Origin of the sequence: Clostridium sp. C8-1-8 (genome assembly GCF_009928445.1) — a bacterium.
Classification (GTDB): domain Bacteria; phylum Bacillota; class Clostridia; order Clostridiales; family Clostridiaceae; genus Clostridium_AR.
On sequence record NZ_JAABNO010000011.1, the window covers coordinates 94,381 to 112,029 of the forward strand.

At 30.8% G+C, this 17,649-nt stretch carries 16 protein-coding genes and 1 tRNA gene; 9 read left to right on the forward strand and 8 right to left on the reverse strand.

Going from position 1 to position 17,649, the window contains the following annotated elements; all coding sequences use genetic code 11:
- Positions 1-38: 38 nt before the first annotated feature.
- A complete protein-coding gene (locus GXK57_RS12930) occupies positions 39-1,769 on the reverse strand; it encodes an MFS transporter (RefSeq protein ID WP_160676874.1) in 1,731 nt (576 codons plus the stop codon).
- 77 nt (positions 1,770-1,846) lie between these two features.
- Positions 1,847-2,377, reverse strand: coding sequence for a TetR/AcrR family transcriptional regulator (locus tag GXK57_RS12935; protein ID WP_160676877.1), 531 nt, complete (start codon positions 2,375-2,377; stop codon positions 1,847-1,849).
- Positions 2,378-2,574: 197 nt separating this feature from the next.
- Between GXK57_RS12935 and GXK57_RS12940 the strand changes: the two genes are divergently transcribed.
- Both GXK57_RS12940 and GXK57_RS12945 read left to right on the forward strand, forming a co-directional pair.
- Positions 2,575-3,630, forward strand: coding sequence for a phosphodiester glycosidase family protein (locus GXK57_RS12940; protein ID WP_160676880.1), 1,056 nt, complete (start codon positions 2,575-2,577; stop codon positions 3,628-3,630).
- A gap of 223 nt (positions 3,631-3,853) precedes the next feature.
- Positions 3,854-5,089 carry a hemolysin family protein gene (locus GXK57_RS12945; RefSeq protein ID WP_160677088.1) on the forward strand — a complete coding sequence of 412 codons (1,236 nt, stop codon included), beginning with the start codon at positions 3,854-3,856 and terminating at the stop codon, positions 5,087-5,089.
- Positions 5,090-5,229: 140 nt separating this feature from the next.
- Here GXK57_RS12945 and GXK57_RS12950 read toward each other — a convergent pair whose 3' ends face one another.
- From GXK57_RS12950 to GXK57_RS12965, 4 genes are all read right to left on the reverse strand, one after another.
- Entirely contained in the window at positions 5,230-5,904 is a 675-nt protein-coding gene (locus GXK57_RS12950) for an ABC transporter permease (RefSeq protein ID WP_160676883.1), read from the reverse strand.
- Positions 5,897-6,817, reverse strand: coding sequence for an ATP-binding cassette domain-containing protein (locus GXK57_RS12955; protein ID WP_160676886.1), 921 nt, complete (start codon positions 6,815-6,817; stop codon positions 5,897-5,899). The genes GXK57_RS12950 and GXK57_RS12955 overlap by 8 nt, the downstream gene beginning before the upstream one ends.
- Before the next feature lie 222 nt (positions 6,818-7,039).
- A complete protein-coding gene (locus GXK57_RS12960) occupies positions 7,040-7,975 on the reverse strand; it encodes a HAMP domain-containing sensor histidine kinase (RefSeq protein ID WP_160676889.1) in 936 nt (311 codons plus the stop codon).
- Positions 7,972-8,670, reverse strand: a complete 699-nt coding sequence (locus tag GXK57_RS12965; RefSeq protein ID WP_160677091.1) for a response regulator transcription factor — start codon at positions 8,668-8,670, stop codon at positions 7,972-7,974. The genes GXK57_RS12960 and GXK57_RS12965 overlap by 4 nt, the downstream gene beginning before the upstream one ends.
- A 93-nt stretch (positions 8,671-8,763) precedes the next feature.
- Between GXK57_RS12965 and GXK57_RS12970 the strand changes: the two genes are divergently transcribed.
- Complete coding sequence (locus tag GXK57_RS12970; RefSeq protein ID WP_160676892.1) at positions 8,764-9,210, forward strand: nucleoside deaminase; 447 nt, start codon at positions 8,764-8,766, stop codon at positions 9,208-9,210.
- Between the two features lie 78 nt (positions 9,211-9,288).
- Here GXK57_RS12970 and GXK57_RS12975 read toward each other — a convergent pair whose 3' ends face one another.
- On the reverse strand, positions 9,289-10,428 hold the full coding sequence (locus tag GXK57_RS12975) for an aminotransferase class V-fold PLP-dependent enzyme (protein WP_160676895.1): 1,140 nt from the start codon (positions 10,426-10,428) through the stop codon (positions 9,289-9,291).
- A 301-nt stretch (positions 10,429-10,729) separates the two neighbouring features.
- Here GXK57_RS12975 and GXK57_RS12980 point away from each other — a divergent pair, with 301 nt between their 5' ends.
- Positions 10,730-11,215, forward strand: coding sequence for a hypothetical protein (locus tag GXK57_RS12980; protein WP_160676898.1), 486 nt, complete (start codon positions 10,730-10,732; stop codon positions 11,213-11,215).
- 73 nt (positions 11,216-11,288) lie between these two features.
- A tRNA-Ser gene (locus GXK57_RS12985) sits at positions 11,289-11,378 on the forward strand.
- Positions 11,379-12,004: 626 nt separating this feature from the next.
- On the opposite strand, the gene GXK57_RS12990 is transcribed toward GXK57_RS12985, so the two are convergent.
- Entirely contained in the window at positions 12,005-13,543 is a 1,539-nt protein-coding gene (locus GXK57_RS12990; protein WP_160676901.1) for a FunZ, read from the reverse strand.
- A 419-nt stretch (positions 13,544-13,962) separates the two neighbouring features.
- Here GXK57_RS12990 and GXK57_RS12995 point away from each other — a divergent pair, with 419 nt between their 5' ends.
- The 4 genes from GXK57_RS12995 to GXK57_RS13010 all read left to right on the forward strand — a co-directional run bounded on the left by GXK57_RS12995 (position 13,963) and on the right by GXK57_RS13010 (position 17,597).
- Entirely contained in the window at positions 13,963-14,730 is a 768-nt protein-coding gene (locus tag GXK57_RS12995) for a transporter substrate-binding domain-containing protein (protein ID WP_160676904.1), read from the forward strand.
- A 10-nt stretch (positions 14,731-14,740) separates the two neighbouring features.
- A complete protein-coding gene (locus tag GXK57_RS13000; RefSeq protein ID WP_160676907.1) occupies positions 14,741-15,391 on the forward strand; it encodes an amino acid ABC transporter permease in 651 nt (216 codons plus the stop codon).
- Positions 15,388-16,110 carry an amino acid ABC transporter ATP-binding protein gene (locus GXK57_RS13005; RefSeq protein ID WP_160676910.1) on the forward strand — a complete coding sequence of 241 codons (723 nt, stop codon included), beginning with the start codon at positions 15,388-15,390 and terminating at the stop codon, positions 16,108-16,110. Before GXK57_RS13000 ends, GXK57_RS13005 begins: the two co-directional genes overlap by 4 nt.
- Before the next feature lie 326 nt (positions 16,111-16,436).
- Positions 16,437-17,597 (forward strand): galactokinase, encoded by a 1,161-nt coding sequence (locus tag GXK57_RS13010; RefSeq protein ID WP_160676913.1) that lies wholly within the window; start codon positions 16,437-16,439, stop codon positions 17,595-17,597.
- Positions 17,598-17,649: the final 52 nt, after the last annotated feature.

Genomic DNA, 17,649 nt, shown 5'->3' on the forward strand with positions numbered 1-17,649 from the left:
TGAAGAAATTAACTTCAGTCCCCTTTTTTCATATTAAATTATAAATTAGCTTTAGATATAGACTTTTTCTTTGATAATAGAAGAGTAAATACAAGCCCTAATAGAGCAATTACTGCTGCACCAATAAATAGCTTCGCAAAGCCATTATTTAAAGTGCTTTGAAAAACATTTTCTATAGTTGATCTTGAATTATCTATTTGGGAAAGATAATCTGTCTTCCATTTACCTATTAATGTATCAGCTGTAACACCTTTAGGTAGTTTACTGCTCTGCATCTGCTGTTTTATCATAGGAGAAAACTTATCTATCATTGAACTGCTAAACTTCTTAAGTGTATCTGTAATAGTAGTAACATCAGCATTTTGCAGTGCTGATAGCTGATCTGGGGATATTGAGGATGAACCACCTTGAGTCATAGATATAGCTGTATTGCTACCAGGTACAGTTATCTTTGGCAGCACATTCATTAATTTAGGCGCTAAGTCCTTTCCAGCTTCAGATATAAAGGCAATTAGTATATTTGGAGATATAGCTACACCTATAGATCTAATCAAAGATAAGGTTGATTGAGCTGAAGCAGTTTCACTAGCATCAACATTGGTTTGCATTAGGTAATTCAACGGAGTTCCCATGCAAAACCCCATTCCAAGACCTATAAAGGCTAACCCAATCAATAAACTTATAAATGAAGGATGACTTGCCACTACAAAGGCTAAAGTAGAAGAACCTATTAATGTAGATACAAATCCCATACTTAAAACCAGTTTAGGAGAGTATTTATCTACAAGTTTTCCTCCTAAAGGAGCAGAGACACCTGAGAATACAGCCATGAGAGTTACTAAATAACCGCCAGAACCAGTTTTTAGTTTTAGTACATTTTCTCCAAACTGAGGTACAAATACTATTCCCATCATTCCTGCACCAGTTATAAAGGCTATAAAAAGAGTTAAGGCAATTTCTCTATTAGTAAAATATTTTAGGTTCAATACTGGATCTAAAGCCTTTTTCTCAACAACTATAAAAATAGGTAAGAGAATTATAAAGCTTAGAAGGTAAGGCCATACCTTAGTGGAAGTTATGCTGTTTGTAAAATCATGAAACTGAAGGTTTGTAAGTGCGTACATTAGTGAAAGTATCAGCAATGTTACTATAATACTACCTAGAACATCCATTTTCTTAGGTGCTTTGACAATCCCTTCATCCTTAACTAAAACAGCTATTACTATTACAGCTATGCATATTGGAATATTTATGAAGAATAACATGCCCCAATTTGAATTTCCAACTAAATTAAGTAGTGCTGATCCAGCGGTAGGGCCTAGAGTAGTAGATACTCCGTATATAGCGCCTACCAATCCTAGAGCGGAGCCTCTTTTTTCAGGTGGAAAGCTTTCGCCTATATAAGCTGTAGCTACTGGCATAATACCTCCACCTCCTAAGGCTTGAATTACTCTTGCTGCTAATAAGAAGGAGAAGCTTCCGGTATAGTCTGATATGCCACAAAGAAGAGAACCTATACCAAATAAAGCTATGCTTAAAGTAAAGATCTTTTTCTTTCCATAACGATCAGAGAACTTACCTGCTATTGGCATAGATACTGCATAGGCAAGAGTGTATATGGTTACTATCCATACGCTGCTACTGGAGGATATTGAAAGCCCTGAAGCTATTACAGTTCTAGCAGGGGACACAATACCAGTATCAAGAGCACCTATGAATATGCCTAATAAAAAGATTATTAGTAATACAGTTTTGTTGTTTTTATTCATAAAAATCTCCTTTCTGAACTATGTTCATTTAAAATTTAAAATAAATCATTTAGTTATTTACAACTAAATGATATTAATTACATGTTTAATGAATAATATATTTCATCAAAAGTTATGTCTTTTTGTTTTATGGCAAAGGTTAAAGCATTAACTATTATCTTTGATAATTTTCCAGGAGCTATTATAGGATTAATTTCCCCTTTTTCTTTAGAAATATTAATAGATTTTTCCAAGGCTTCATACATAGGATCATATATAGAGTACTTAGGACAATCTTTAGATCCAGCAGCAGCCATCATCATAAAGGTATCAATGTACATAGATAAAAATTTATCTATTTCAGAATAAATAAGAAACAATTTGTCCTTTATATGAATATCTTTATATACAAGGTCTTCAGAAAGTTTAATAACTCTGTCCCAGTCACTAGATATTATTTGTATAATTAACGAATCCTTGTTAGAAAAATAATTATAGAAAGTGCCAATACCTATATTACAGGATTTAGCTATATCTCTTATATTAAAGGCATCGTAGCCAGCATTTGAAAGTACAGTTCTTCCTTCTTCAATTAGTTTATCTCTCACATCTAGTAATATCTTTGGCATAAGTATAGGCTCCTTGTCTTTTACTGGTAGAAAACTTTATTTTTATGAACGATGTTCATTTATATTTTTATTATATTACATCTAAAATAAAAATCAATAAAAAGTTGATTTTTTAGTAATATTTATGTTTCAAATAATATATATATGGTTTATATTTAATCTATGTACATACATATAATTGGAAGCGAGGGATGCGTATGAGGCAAACTCGTACTGAAAAAATTAAGATTAAGAAAAAAAAGAAAATAATAAAGTTTATAAAACATACTGTAACTTTCATAGCAGCAAATTTAGTAATAGGACTAGCTTTATCTGTACCACTAGTATACTATGGGCCTTTTACTAATATAAAAGAAATGTTAGTAACTACTGCAATGACCACCTTAAGACATCAATTTTTAGTTACTCCATTTTTAAGTAAGGCAGAAATAGATAGAATAATGGCTAAACAGAAGGTAGAAGATGATGTTAACAGCGATACTTCCCAAATAGCTGTACAAGCTGTTGCTACTCCAGTTTCTGCTATACCAGATCAATCAGAGAACAAACAAAATAATAGCATTGACCCTTATAATGGCATAAAACTTATAGATATAAGTAATGATAGATACAAAGGATACATAATGATAATAGACGATCCTAAAAGAGTTACTGTGGCTACATCCTCAAAGCTTGGGAGTACTGGTATGAGGTTAGACCAATTAATAAAAGAGGATAATGCTCTTGTAGGTATAAATGCTGGTGGTTTTGAAGATGAGAATGGTAAAGGAAATGGTGGAAAGCCTTTAGGTGTAGTAGTTCATGAAGGTAAAGTTCTTTATGGTAAAGAAGGTACTGAATATTCAGTTATAGGTTTTAATAAAGATGGTGTTTTAGTACTAGGCAAATACACCTTGGAAGATATAAGAAGGAACAACATAAAAGAAGCTGTATCCTTTTCTCCTTTCCTAATAGTTAATGGAGAAGCTACCATAAAGAGTGGTAACGGTGGGTGGGGTATAGCACCTAGAACTGCTATCGGTCAGAGAAAAGATGGGTCTATAGTTATGTTGGTTATAGATGGTAGACAGGTTAAGAGTGTTGGGGCTACCTTAAGAGATGTTCAAGATATATTACTTCAGTATGATGTATATAATGCTGCTAATCTAGATGGAGGAGCGTCAACAACTATGTACTACAAGGATAAGATAGTAAACAGTCCTTCATCTTTGGCTGGACCTAGAACTTTGCCTACAGCATTTATAGTTAAATAATTAAATTGCCATAGCTTTATTTTCAATAGGGATTAGTATAAAGATATAACTTCTTAGTAGAATCTATATTCTAAAAGTATCCTCTTAAAATCAGAGGTGTTTGAAAATAGATTTAGGATGTAAGGTGTACATCTTTAATAAAATGGGCCCTAATATGATATAATAGAGTGTATGGCATTTTTTGTACTATATGGGAGAGTGATGCTTTTTGGATTCTAGTATTATGTGGGACTTTTTAATCTTAATAATATTACTAGTACTATCTAGTTTTTTTTCAGCTTCAGAGACTGCTTTGATGTCTCTTAGTAAGATAAGGATACGTCATCTTGTCGAAGAAAATATAAAAGGGGCAAAGCTAGTAGAGAAGCTTACTGAAGAGCCTAATAAACTTTTAGGAAGTATTTTGATAGGCAATAATGTTGTTAATATTGCAGCGTCCGCAATAGCAACAACATTAACCGTAAAACTTATTGAAAGTGATTGGGGTGTGGCTATTGCTACAGCAGTAATGACTATATTAATATTAATATTTGGAGAAATAACACCTAAAACCTTAGCAAAGCAAAACTCTGAGTCAATATCTTTGAAGGTTATAGGACCTATAGCCATTGTTGTAAGTATACTTAAGCCATTTGTATTAGTATTTAATAAAATATCTTTATTTTTTGTTAAAGCACTAGGTGGAGACAATCAGATTAATCATCCTTTTATAACTGAAGAAGAATTGAAGACCATTGTAAATGTTAGCGAAGAAGAAGGTGTCCTTGAGGTCGAGGAAAAAGAAATGATATATAATGTATTTGAATTCGGAGATCTTCAGGTAAAAGATGTAATGGTTCAGAGAGTGGATATAATAGCTGCTAATCTTGAGGTTACCTACGATGAAATTATTCAAATAATAAAAAATGAACAATTTTCTAGAATACCGATATATGGAGAAACCATTGATGATATAGTTGGGGTTTTAAATGTTAAGGATTTAATTTTAGCTGAGGATGTAGATAATAACTTTTCTGTAGGGTATTATATCAGAGACCCACTATATACTTTTGAATTTAAAAAGATAACAGAGCTTTTCAATGATATGAAGAAGAGTAGAAATCATATGGCTATAGTTCTAGATGAGTATGGCGGAACTGTTGGCATAGTAACCATAGAAGATCTTGTAGAAGAGATCGTTGGAGAAATTGAAGATGAGTATGACGATGAGCCAGATAAACCTGTTGAAGTTATAAAAGAAGATGAGTATATAGTTGATGGAAGTATGAGAATAAATGATCTAAATGAACTACTTAGCATAAAAATAGAATCAGAGGAGTTTGATTCTATCGGTGGTTTTATAATAGGTCAGATTGGGAAGATGCCTGAGGAAGGTGAAGAAGTTTCATATTTAAATATAAGATTTGTGGTAGAAGAAGTAGAAAGAAATAGAATAAAAAAGGTGAGGATATACACCTAAATAGTTGGTTAAGAATCTATATAAGGGCTGTTGAAAAATTCATAAGAGCTCTTTATAAAAATAAAAGCCGTGTATAAAAAGCGAGTAGTGTTCTTTTATGCATGGCTTTTATTTATTAAAATTTATAAATAGTAGTTTTACTAAATAACATCTTTTACATTTATATGTCTTATTATAGGAAACACTAAGACTGTAGATAGCAAAGCTATGCCCAGAGGAATTAATCCATAAGGCCATAATTGAGTTATATCATTATTTGAAGTTGCATTTAAAATTAATATGCAAGATACTACCATAAAGAGAATAGATACCTTAACAGTGGAAAAGAAGGAATATATAATAGAAACAAATGAATTAAAGATAGAGTAGAAAACTACGGATAAAACTATTTTTATTAAAATATTACTACTAAAGGCATCTGTAATTGCTGGGTGTACATGGTTTGATATACCAGAAACGGTGAAAAATATAACAGCGCCTAAAGCAGATATAATCATGCAGTATAGGCAGTTAACAGCTAGTTTTGCAAAGTATATCTTTGTTCTACTTATAGGATAAGTAAACATTATATTTATAGTTTTTGTTTTGTATTCCTCCATAAAAAGCTCTCCACACAGTATACAAGTGAATATATTAGTTATTATGCTTATTATTCCGAAAGAGACCCTATTTATATCATTCCAAGTATGAAACCCGTTATCCGAATAAAGTACTGGGAGTATGATGAATGCTGATAATAATAAGGTTATTAGTATACCTATAAATTTGGTTCTTCTTTTTAATTTAAACAGTTCAACCTTTATTAGATTAAGCATTTTTATTTCCTCCTATAAGTGATATAAAGTGATCCTCTAAAGAATCCTTTTTTATGGATAAGGATTGCACTTCTACTTCGTTCATTGTAAGAAGTCTGTTGATAGCCACACTATCATCTAATTTCTCATATATTCTTATCTTATTTGGGCCATCAACTATGAAGTTAGTTATATTCATTTTTTCAGTTAATAAGAATGAAGCCTTATTAACATCATTTACAACAACTTCTATGGAATGCTTATTTTTTGATTGAATAGCTTCGTAATCAATCTCTTCAATCAGTTTTCCTTTGTGAATTATGCCTATGGTATCTGCAATCTGTTCTATTTCACTTAAAATATGGCTGGATATAAGTATCGTAATACCATGTTTTTTTGAAAGTGTTATCAATAAATCTCTTATATGCTTTATCCCCATTGGATCAAGTCCGTTTATAGGTTCATCAAGTATCAAAAGTTCAGGCTTTGTGAGAATAGCTCTAGCTATGCCCAATCGCTGTTTCATGCCTAAAGAGAATTCCTTAACAAGTTTTCCTTCAAAGTTATCTAACTTGACCATATTTAGTGCATTGTCAATGCAGTTCTTATCTTCATAGCCCATTAGGGTTTTATGAATTTCTAGATTCTCTCTAGCTGTAAGTGTTTCGTAAAAGGCTGGATATTCAATCACGCTGCCAATTCTTTTAAAAACCTCATTTCTATTTAATTCTATAGGTTCACCAAAAAATTCTATGGAGCCAGAAGTTGGTTTTAGAAGATTTACTATTAGTTTTATTGTTGTGGTTTTTCCTGAACCATTTTCTCCTAAGAAACCATAGATTTCGCCCTTTTTTATATTAATGTTTAAGTTATCTAGTATTACCTTATTCTTAAGTTCTTTCGTAAGGTTAAAAGTTCTCAATGCATATACCATTATTAAAGCCTCCATAATATTATATTAATTTTTTATTAGTTTCTAATGATTTAAATTATTCATAGATGTTATTACTTCAGAGTAGAATATAAGCTTTCAAGACCACCTATCTAAAATTAGATGAGATTTTCTTGAAGTATTAACCTTTAATAACAGTATAGGTAAGATACCTTTAAAATTTTTAAAATAAATCTTACAAATTTCTTAAATAAAGAAATAATATTAGCGTGTTTTTTTATTTAAGTAGAACTTAAAGGTTGTCTTCTTGTAGGGCAAACTTTCCACAAATATATCACCATTCATTTTTTGTACCAATGTTTTTACGATTGTTAAGCCTAGGCCACTGCCACTATAATCCTTGTTTCTAGAATCTTCTACGGTGTAAAGTCTTTGGAATATCTTTTCCTTATCTGATAAGTTGATGCCTTTACCATTATCCCATTGCTCGATCCATACTAAATTCTCTTCTTCATATACTTTAATGCCTATTGAAGTTCCACCAAATCCATATTTTAAGGAGTTAGTTATAAGGTTTTCTAATATTCTTGTTAAGGCTTCTTTATTTGCAAGACAGTAGATATCTTTATCGGGGATGAATATTTCTGTAGAAAGGCCTTTTTCAGTTAATATATCATAGAAGTTTAGCACTACTTCTCTGATGGTTTCTGATATGTTTATGCTGCTTAATAGTATCTCTTTATCTCCCGATTCAAGTTTAGAAAGTGAGAAAAATTCGTTGATTAAATTAATGACTTCATTTGTTTTATTTCCTAACTTTAATAAATAATTTTTTTTATCTGGTTCTGGGAGGTTTTCATTATAGTTTATCTGGTCTATATATCCTAGCATGACTGTTAAAGGAGTTCTTAAGTCGTGAGAAACATTTGATAACATCTTCTTCATTGATTCTTTAGCTTCAAGTTCACTGACTTGAAGTTTATGAAATTCATTTAGCATATTATTTATAGAGTTGCACAGCGCTCTCTCTTCATAAGTAGTGTTGCTCAATCTTAATCTTAAGTTTATATTTCCGGAAGAAACCTTATCACATATAGATGACATATAAGAAAGCTTCTTCTTGGTTCTAATGATTTTGCTTATTAGATAACAAATAATTATTATCAATATAACTACTATAGATAGTAATATTCTTATCATACGATATCTCCTAGCTTATACCCTATGCCCCAGATGGTTTTTATGTATTTTGGCTCTGAGGGATTGTCCTCTATCTTTTCTCTTACTCTTCTTATATGAACCATAACTGTATTTTCATCATTCATAAAATCATCTTGCCAAATAGATGAAAATATCTGAGCCTTTGTAAAAACCTTTTTTGGGTTTTCTAAAAACAACTTTAATATCTCAAACTCCTTTGAAGTAAGATCTATAACTGTATTATTTTTTATTATCTGATAGTTATCTATATCTAGTATAAGATCTCCTCTTTGTAACTTTTTTTCTTTTACTACAGTATTTTTATAGTAGCCTATTCTCCTTAAGGCTGCATTAATTCGAGCATTTAATTCATTAAGTGAAAATGGCTTTGTGATATAGTCATCAGCACCTAACTCTAAGCCAAGTATCTTATCAAGCTCACTATCCTTAGCGGAAATTATTATTACAGGAACAGTACTATTTTCTCTTATTTTTCTTAAGACTTCTTTACCGTTGACTTTTGGAAGCATAAGATCTAGTAGTACTATATCAAAGGCGTTTTTACTAAATTCCACTAAGGCTCTTTCACCATCTTTGGCCGCAGTAATAAGAAAACCTTCATTTGTAAGGTGTTTTAACACTAACTCACTTATTTCAGTATCATCTTCTACTAATAGTAGTTTGTATATTTTAATTACCCCCTATCTAAAAAACTTAGTGCCATATTGAACAATATAATATATACTATATTTTACATTAATAAACGAACTCTTTAAAGTAAGGATGATATGTTTATGAATTTTATGGAAGAAGCCATTAAAGAGGCTATTATAGCTAAAGAGCTAGGAGAAGTGCCAGTAGGGGCAGTTATAGTTAAAAACGATGTAATAATAGGAAGAGGACATAACTTGAGAGAAATAAATAAATCTCCATTAGCCCATGCTGAAATAGTTGCTATTGAAGAAGCTTGCAAGAACCTGAAGTCATGGAGGCTCAATGGATGCGAGCTTTATGTAACTTTGGAACCTTGTGTTATGTGCGCAGGAGCCATAATACAAAGTAGAATATCAAAACTTCATATAGGAACTTTTGATCCTAGTGCTGGCGCCTGTGGATCTGTTATTGATTTAGTACAGAATAGAAACTTGAGTTTTTTTGTAGATGTAAATTGGTGTTATGATGAAAGGTGCAGTACTATAATAACTGACTTTTTTAAAGAAAGAAGAAGGAAGTGATTTAGGTAAACAAAATGAGCATTTTTAAAACTTCCTTATTTATAAAAAAGAAAGTTTTAAAAATGCTTTTATTAAGGACTAATCAATATTCTTAATAATTGAGTTGAGCTTATCTATTGTAAAGATTATATCTTCTAAGGTGTTAAAGTAATTGAAGCTCAGTCTTAGCAATCCATTTGGGAATGTATTTATTAATTTATTATAGGATGAGTTGCAAAATAAGCCAACTCCTGTATAAATACCATCCCCTAAGAGTTTTTCATGAGCTTCTATAGGTTTTATGGAATCAAACTTTAAAGATACTATGCAACTTCTATCCTCTATGTCTTTATTTCCGATAATCTTTAAACCATCTATATTTAGAATCTCTCTTATAAATAGTGAAGTTAGCTCATCTGTTTTAAGCTTAATATTGTCTATTCCTATATTTAATAGAAATTTTAATGCAAGGTTTAAACCATATATGCCCATATAATTTAGAGTACCAAGCTCAAGGTTGTTATTGATTGATTCCATATAATTCGAAGAGCTTTCACTGTTAATACTGCTTATTGAAGACATATTGCTTATAAGCTTATCACTTCCGATAAAGCCGCCCACTCCTTCAGGTCCAAGTAAATATTTGTTACCACTAAAAATTATAGCATCTGCATGTACTCTTTCATTGTCTATTTTTACTGTACCAATGCTTTGAGAGGCATCTACTATAAAGAATAGGTTATACTTATCACAAATTTCTCCGATTTCTTCAAGTGGAAGGATTGTCCCAGATATGTTTGAAACATGGGATAAAATTATTGCTTTTGTATGTCTATTTATAAGTTTTGGTATTATTGTTGTATCAAGCTGCCCTGATTCATTACAAGGAATTTTTGATATGTCTAAGCCACTGTAGATCATAGAGTTTATTGGCTTCATAATAACATCATTTTCAATGGAAGAAAGAATAACATGGTCTTTTTTATTTAATATACCTTTTAGGATCATATTTATTGCTAGTGTGGAGTTTGAGGTAAATATTACATTGCCACTATTCTTATTATTCACTAATCTACATAAAAGATTTCTAGTTTCCTCTATCATTGATTTTATTTCGTCTATATATTCTATAAAGTTTCTATTAGACTCTAGTATTGTAAAGTATTTAAATATATTATCATATAGATTAGGAGTTTTTGGATAAGAAGAGAAGGCATTATTCAAGTAAATCGTTCTCATTTCATACCTCCAATTTTTAAAAAGCTCTTTGTATTAAATATATTAAGAAGTACCAGTTTTTATGAGGTTTAGATATACTTATTTTCAGGTTCTTACTTTTGAAAAGGTATAATTGTTAATTATTATTTTTAACCAATTTGTTCAAGTTTTGATACAGTTTAAATTTATAAGTGGTATAATAAAATATATACTAATTCAATATAAAGATTTTAACCTCTTATGGGTTTAAAGATGAGGTTTTATAAATATAAGCTTTGAGAAAGAGTATATACAATAATAGAATATATGAGGGGGAATAAGAGTGGATAAGGTTGAAATGTTAGTAGGGTATGATATGAATCTTTACTCTAAGAAGTTTGAAGAGAATTTTAATAAAATATCAGCTTTTATGTATAACTTTTTTAAGTCTACTATAGGTGATAGAGTAGCTGGTATGAATGTAGAAGAGAATGTTCTTCTCGCGTGGGCATATTATTTTGTGCAAATTGCTAATGAGAGTGATGAGAATGGAAATAAGATAATGCTAAGTATGCTAAACCATTTTGACTATCTAATAAATTCAAAGGATGAAGTTGAAATAAAAGGTATAGATGCAAACAAGACAAATTATCTTCTTCTTGATGAATCTTTTTGTGCAATTTGGTTTAAAGCTAGCACTTGCTCAATGTTAGGCTTTTTGTATGGTCAAGAAAATATGGAAAAGGCCCATGGTTTTTTGGAAGAAAACTTCTATAGTAAAAATGAAAGATATAGAAGTATGATGTTAAGGACTGAAGAAGAAGCGTAGGATATAAAATCATAAGCCATTCAGAGGAGATAAATTGAAGCTACCCTTATTTTGTTAAGGATACTATTGATTTGGAGAGATGTCCGAGTGGCCGAAGGAGCTTGTCTCGAAAACAAGTGTATGGGTAACCTTACCGCGGGTTCAAATCCCGCTCTCTCCGCCATTAGTTAAGAAGCTACTATACTTAATTTGTATAGTAGTTTTTTTACTGTCTAGGAATTCATCATGAAGGCTAAAGCCTTCACAGAAGTATAATGAAAAGCTATGTTTTTTTAGGAAAGTATATTCTTTTGCTAGCCTAACCTAGTAATATCAAGGAGTTAGAACTACTATTTAGAGAAGATAGTAAAAAATAAATCAAATTCGCCTGCTAGAGTTGTCTCGTATGTATTGGAAAAGACATATATACAAAAAAGATTCATATTAAGTGGAGTTGGTTAATATAAATATAACGTTGTGATTTGAAATGGCTATTATATTGGAAAAATAGTACAAGACAAAATGTAAATTTATGGTGGATAATATGGTTGACAGGTGATATAATCTTAAATGGTGGTTTAATAAATTATAGATAGAAAATTAAATTTATATAATAATAAATCGCTAAAGCGGTAACAATTTAAAATGTATGAGAGTATATTGTAAATAGAGAAAAATCAAAAGGGTAATATAATTATCCTGGGACGAATGAGCCCGTTAAATTTGGGACGAAAGAGCCCGTGAAAAAAGGCACCTACTGGTGCCTTTTATTACTATATTCCATATAGGTATAGTATATAGAATAGGACCTTATATTCCAAAGTTTTTTCTTAGCGCATAATGTACTATAAATTTTTCTGAGAAGTTTGGATTTGAAGAACCGCCTTCTCCATAACACCAAGTTATTTTATATTTGGGTTTTCTTAGACTTTTACTTATGTTTTTGGTGTTGCCTATAACTCCAAATTTGTATAAGAAGTTTAAACAATTATCTAGGCTTAGTATATTAGGATAGTTCGTTATATTCTTATTATAAAATTCTTTTATTGTGGCGTAATCGAAGGTTTGATATTTAAAATCTCTTATAAGATTTAGTGATTCTTGAACAACCTTAGGGGTGTTATGGATTGATAGCTCATTCTCAAGTTCGTTGAGAAACTTATTTGAATAAACAGACTTACAACTTGTAAATAGTTGAGAACCAAAGTACTTAGCATTAGGGTATGTGTTTTTTATTATATTCAAGTAATTGATTATATCCCTTGGTCTGCCAAAACTGTAATCCATAAGATAGTCGGAAGCTTCTTGATGATTTATCTTTTCAGGAAAAAGTCTTTGATAAAGGCACTCTTTACTCATATTTGAGAAATCTTTTACAGAAACAGAGATCTTAGATAGTATCATATCCATTAATGGGTTCTCCCAGGGTTCTTTACAAGTTATCTTTGGCCAATTTAAGTTTACTTCGCAATCTACAATTAATCTATTTAAGTTAGCTGAATATAAATGAAGGGTATTTAGTATGTCGTCCCTTAATAATATTAATATTCTACTGTTAGACGAATTGGCATTTATAAGTTGCAGGTTGATATCATTACTTACTGTTATTAGAGAAAGAAGAAGATCGATGTAGGAAGAATCATCCTCTATATTTCTTTGGAACTCATCTAAGTCATCATAGATTAAAATTACATTATAATGAGGAAGACATTTGTTAAGTAGAGTGTCTAGCTTACTTAATAGATTATAGTATTTGTTTTTCTGAAAGTTTTTTGTTATATTATAGGCAATCTCAGCAGAAGTATTTATTTCATTTAATGGAGAAGGAACTTTTAATAAGGTGTTTAACTTGTTATTATTACTTTTAGTAAAGGAAGTCATTGAAAATATTTTCTCTGAATATAAGCTACAATAAAAGTGTTTAAGCCTATTATGGTGAAACATCGTTTTAAAATTGTACGGTTCTGGCTTTCTAGATAAGATTAACTTACATATTTCAAGAAGGATTGTCCATTTCCAAAATACTGATATTTCACTTTTAGGAAGTACAGTTTCATTAAGGTCTATCAGTGTCTGAAGATTGAAATCACTAATCTTCCTAGTAGTACATACATATCCTTTATTAGAGTAATTCTTCTCGATATATTTAGCTAATATGGTTTTACCAGTGCCTTTACGTCCAGATATTATGAATTTGTTTCGGTTAGATATTATTTCTTCGTAATTATTATTTATATAGAATAGATTCAAGAAGTTTTTTTCAGTGGATTCGCTTTCACCGTTAGCATATCCGATAAAAATATCTTTTAGCTTAACATTATCATTAAAACAATTAGTATCTCTAGACATAAAATCACCCACTAAATTTAATATAAACAAAAGTAATAATACTATTATAATACAATTTGGAAATAATTCCAAATATACTGTTACTGTTGAAAATGTATAATGTTACTATAGTTTAATATATAGCTAAAGTGATGAAAACATTCGAACAAATGTGTAAAATTTAAAAAAAGTTGTTAATAAGTAGAGGCTATTTTGGTTAAATTAAAAACGATAAGATAAGAAAACATCTCCTTTATTGGTTAAGAAAATATTACTATTATTAAAAATGAATAATTTGCTTGACCGACTTGCATTTTGTACATATAATATTATTATGTAAAGTTGAAAAAGTAAATTATTTAGATGAACAATGGCGTTCTTTGAGGGGTATATTATACCCTTTGAAGAGCGTCTTTTAAAATACTAAGGAGGAATTTGTTATGTTAAAGAAGACATTAGCACTGCTTACAGCAGTTACTATTTTAAGCGCTACATTTGTAGGATGTTCAAAGGGAAATGAAGGAGGCAGTAAGAAATATGTCATAGCTACAGATGCAACATTTGCACCATTTGAGTATGAAAAGGACGGTAAGTATGTGGGTATTGATGTTGAGATACTTGATGCTGTAGCTAAAAGTGAAAATTTTCAATATGAATTAAAGCCAATGAATTTTAAAGGTATAATTCCGGGGATAACTTCGAACCAGATAGATGGAGCTATAGCTGGAATGAGTATAACTGATGAGAGAAAGAAAACTTTAGACTTTTCAGACGCTTATTTTAATGCAGGTATTTCTATAGTAGTAAAAGCAGATAACAATTCAATAAAGTCAGTTGATGATTTAAAAGGAAAGATATTTGCAGTGAAAAAAGGTACTGCAGGTTCAAAATATGCAGAACAAGTAAAAGACAAATATAATGCAAACATAAGATATTTCGATGATTCTCCATCAATGTTCCAAGAAGTTATAAACGGAAATGCTGATGTTAATTTTGAAGATTATCCAGTTATAGCATATAAGATTGCTACGGATTCTACACCTTCATTAAAGGTAGTTGGTGATAGACTTACTAAAGATACTTATGGATTTGCTGTTAATAAAGGAAAGAACAAAGAGTTGCTAGACAAATTTAATGCTGGGTTGAAGAAGATCAAAGATAATGGTGAATATGATAAGATACTAGCAAAATATATAAAGAATAAGTAGGAGATTTCTCATGGATAACTTTTCTATAATTAAAGATAGTTTGCCAAGTTTATTAAGTGGACTTGCTGTAACTATAAAACTTACTGTTATCTCGCTATTTTTTGCTTCTATACTTGGATTAGTATTTGGATTATTTAATATCTCTAAGAACAAGGTGTTAAAATCAATAGCAGTAGTATATGTTGATTTAATCAGAGGAACTCCTCTAATAGTACAAGCGTTTTTTATATACTTTGGACTACCAGGTGCATTAGATATAAAAATAAGCGCTATGTTTGCAGGCTCTTTAGCACTAAGTTTAAATGCAGGAGCTTATATGGCCGAAATCTTCAGAGCGGGAATACAATCACTAGATAAAGGTCAAATGGAGGCTGCAAGAAGCCTTGGACTTCCTTATTCGAAAGCTATGAGAAAAGTAATTTTACCTCAGGCTGTTAGAAGAATGACTCCGGCTATAATTAACCAATTTATAATATCTCTTAAGGATACCTCTATATTATCTGTTATAGGAATACAAGAGTTAACTCAAAGTGGAGAAATTGTTATCGCTTCAACTTATAAGTCATTTCAGATATGGGGAGCCGTAGCGGTGATGTATCTGATTATCATAACATTGCTTTCAATCGTCTCTAAAAGAATAGAAAGGAGCATGAATATATGATAAAGGTTGATGGTTTAAAAAAACACTTTGGAAAACTAGAAGTTCTTAAGGGAATTGATCTTAATGTGGAACAAGGTGAGGTTCTTTGTCTTATAGGTCCATCTGGATCAGGAAAAAGTACATTGCTTAGATGCTTAAACAGGCTTGAAGATATAGATGGTGGAAGTGTCATCATAGATGGTGATTCTATAAGTGATCAAAAGATAAACATAAATATGATAAGAGAGAAAATAGGGATGGTGTTTCAATCATTTAATTTATTTCCTCATCTTAGCGTAATTGATAATATAACTCTAGCACCAGTAGAATTAAAAAAGATGAGCAAGGAAGAAGCTAGGAAAAAGGCTGTTGAGCTTTTAGCAAAAGTAGGGCTTGAAAATAAGGCTAATGAATATCCAGATAGATTATCTGGTGGACAGAAGCAAAGAGTAGCTATAGCAAGGGCTCTAGCTATGAATCCTGAAATATTGTTATTTGATGAGCCTACATCAGCGCTAGACCCAGAGATGGTAGGGGAAGTTCTACAAGTTATGAAGGAACTTGCGAATGAAGGAATGACTATGGTAGTAGTTACTCACGAAATGGGATTTGCAAGGGAAGTAGCGGATAGAGTTATATTTATGGATGGGGGTTATATCGTGGAGCAGGGTGATCCAAATGATATATTCTCCAATCCTCAAAACCCAAGAACAAAGGACTTTTTAAATAAGGTTTTATAATTCGTAGATTTTTAAAGTGATACTATGATAAACAAAGTTTATTGTAGTATCACTTTTTTTTATAAGGTTTTGAATTGTCTCAAGGTTAGTGAAGTATAAATAATAAGCTTTTTAGAGATATAAAATTGAGGAATGTATCCAGTATATAGAACTTTGCATAGTAAATTTACTTGAATTAATTATTAGTAAAAAAGTTAGTAAAAATTAAGTAAAAAAATATTGTAATTTTACTAAAGATATTATAGAATTTAATTAATGATAATGTTTACTTGTTCATAAGGGAAGAAAAATATATTTTTAATAGGTTAATATGGGAGGAATGAGATATGGTTAATGATTTAAAGATCGATTTTGAGAGTGTTTTTGGTATTGAAGGCCAGGGGAATTATTTTGCACCTGGAAGAGTGAATCTAATAGGAGAGCATACAGATTATAACGGGGGGAATGTATTCCCTTGCGCTCTAACTTTCGGTACTTATGCAATTGCCACAAAAAGAGATGATAAAAAGGTAAGGCTATACTCTAAGAATTTTGATCAATTAGGAATAATAGAATTTGATATTGATGAAATAAAATATGAGAAGAGCCATGATTGGGCAAATTATCCTAAAGGAGTAATGTGGGCTTTTAATGAAAGTGGTAAGAAGATAACTAGCGGTATGGATGTGCTTTTTTATGGAAATATTCCTAATGGAGCAGGCTTATCTTCATCAGCATCTATAGAATTAGTTACTTCTGTAATACTAAAGGACCTATTTTCCTTTAATGTAGACATGATTGAGATGGTAAAGTTAAGTAAACAAGCAGAAAATATATTTATAGGCGTGAATTGCGGCATAATGGATCAATTTGCTATAGGAATGGGCAAAGAGGGTTGCGCTATCTTATTAGATACAAATACATTAAAGTATGAATATGCGAAGGTAGATATTGAAGGTGCATCAATAGTAATAGCTAATACAAATAAGAGAAGGGGCTTAGCTGATTCAAAGTATAACGAAAGAAGAAGCCAGTGCGAAGAAGCTCTAAAAGACTTGCAGGTAGGACTTGATATAAAAGCTTTAGGTGAGATTGATGAAGCAACTTTTGAAGCTAATAAGTCACTTATCAAAGATGACATAAATGTAAAAAGAGCTAAACATGCTGTTTATGAAAATCAAAGGACTCTAAGGGCAGTAGAAGCTCTAAATAAGAAGGATATAGATCTGTTTGGTAAGTTAATGAATGAATCTCATGTATCTTTACGTGATGATTATGAAGTTACAGGAATAGAGCTTGATACTTTAGTTGAACTTGCATGGGATCAAAAGGGAGTTATTGGATCAAGAATGACTGGAGCAGGCTTTGGAGGATGTACAGTAAGTATAGTAAAGAACGAGTTTGTTCAGGATTTTATAAAAAATGTAGGATCACAATACAAGGATAAAATTGGATATGAAGCTGATTTCTATGTAGCTCAAATTGGTGATGGTGCTAGAAAGCTATAGCAATAACTGATAAACTATAATATGAAAAGTAAAAAACTAACTATTAATATGT

Excerpts from the sequence above, each read along its gene's own strand:
- GXK57_RS13000 (WP_160676907.1), top strand. The coding sequence starts at position 14,741 with ATGGATAACTTTTCTATAATTAAAGATAGTTTGCCAAGTTTATTAAGT.
- GXK57_RS13010 (WP_160676913.1), top strand. The coding sequence starts at position 16,437 with ATGGTTAATGATTTAAAGATCGATTTTGAGAGTGTTTTTGGTATTGAA.
- GXK57_RS12950 (WP_160676883.1), bottom strand. The coding sequence starts at position 5,904 with ATGCTTAATCTAATAAAGGTTGAACTGTTTAAATTAAAAAGAAGAACC.
- GXK57_RS12955 (WP_160676886.1), bottom strand. The coding sequence starts at position 6,817 with ATGGTATATGCATTGAGAACTTTTAACCTTACGAAAGAACTTAAGAAT.
- GXK57_RS12990 (WP_160676901.1), bottom strand. The coding sequence starts at position 13,543 with ATGTCTAGAGATACTAATTGTTTTAATGATAATGTTAAGCTAAAAGAT.
- GXK57_RS12975 (WP_160676895.1), bottom strand. The coding sequence starts at position 10,428 with ATGAGAACGATTTACTTGAATAATGCCTTCTCTTCTTATCCAAAAACT.
- GXK57_RS13005 (WP_160676910.1), top strand. The coding sequence starts at position 15,388 with ATGATAAAGGTTGATGGTTTAAAAAAACACTTTGGAAAACTAGAAGTT.
- GXK57_RS12970 (WP_160676892.1), top strand. The coding sequence starts at position 8,764 with ATGTTTATGAATTTTATGGAAGAAGCCATTAAAGAGGCTATTATAGCT.
- GXK57_RS12930 (WP_160676874.1), bottom strand. The coding sequence starts at position 1,769 with ATGAATAAAAACAACAAAACTGTATTACTAATAATCTTTTTATTAGGC.
- GXK57_RS12940 (WP_160676880.1), top strand. The coding sequence starts at position 2,575 with ATGAGGCAAACTCGTACTGAAAAAATTAAGATTAAGAAAAAAAAGAAA.
- GXK57_RS12935 (WP_160676877.1), bottom strand. The coding sequence starts at position 2,377 with ATGCCAAAGATATTACTAGATGTGAGAGATAAACTAATTGAAGAAGGA.
- GXK57_RS12995 (WP_160676904.1), top strand. The coding sequence starts at position 13,963 with ATGTTAAAGAAGACATTAGCACTGCTTACAGCAGTTACTATTTTAAGC.
- GXK57_RS12945 (WP_160677088.1), top strand. The coding sequence starts at position 3,854 with ATGTGGGACTTTTTAATCTTAATAATATTACTAGTACTATCTAGTTTT.
- GXK57_RS12960 (WP_160676889.1), bottom strand. The coding sequence starts at position 7,975 with ATGATAAGAATATTACTATCTATAGTAGTTATATTGATAATAATTATT.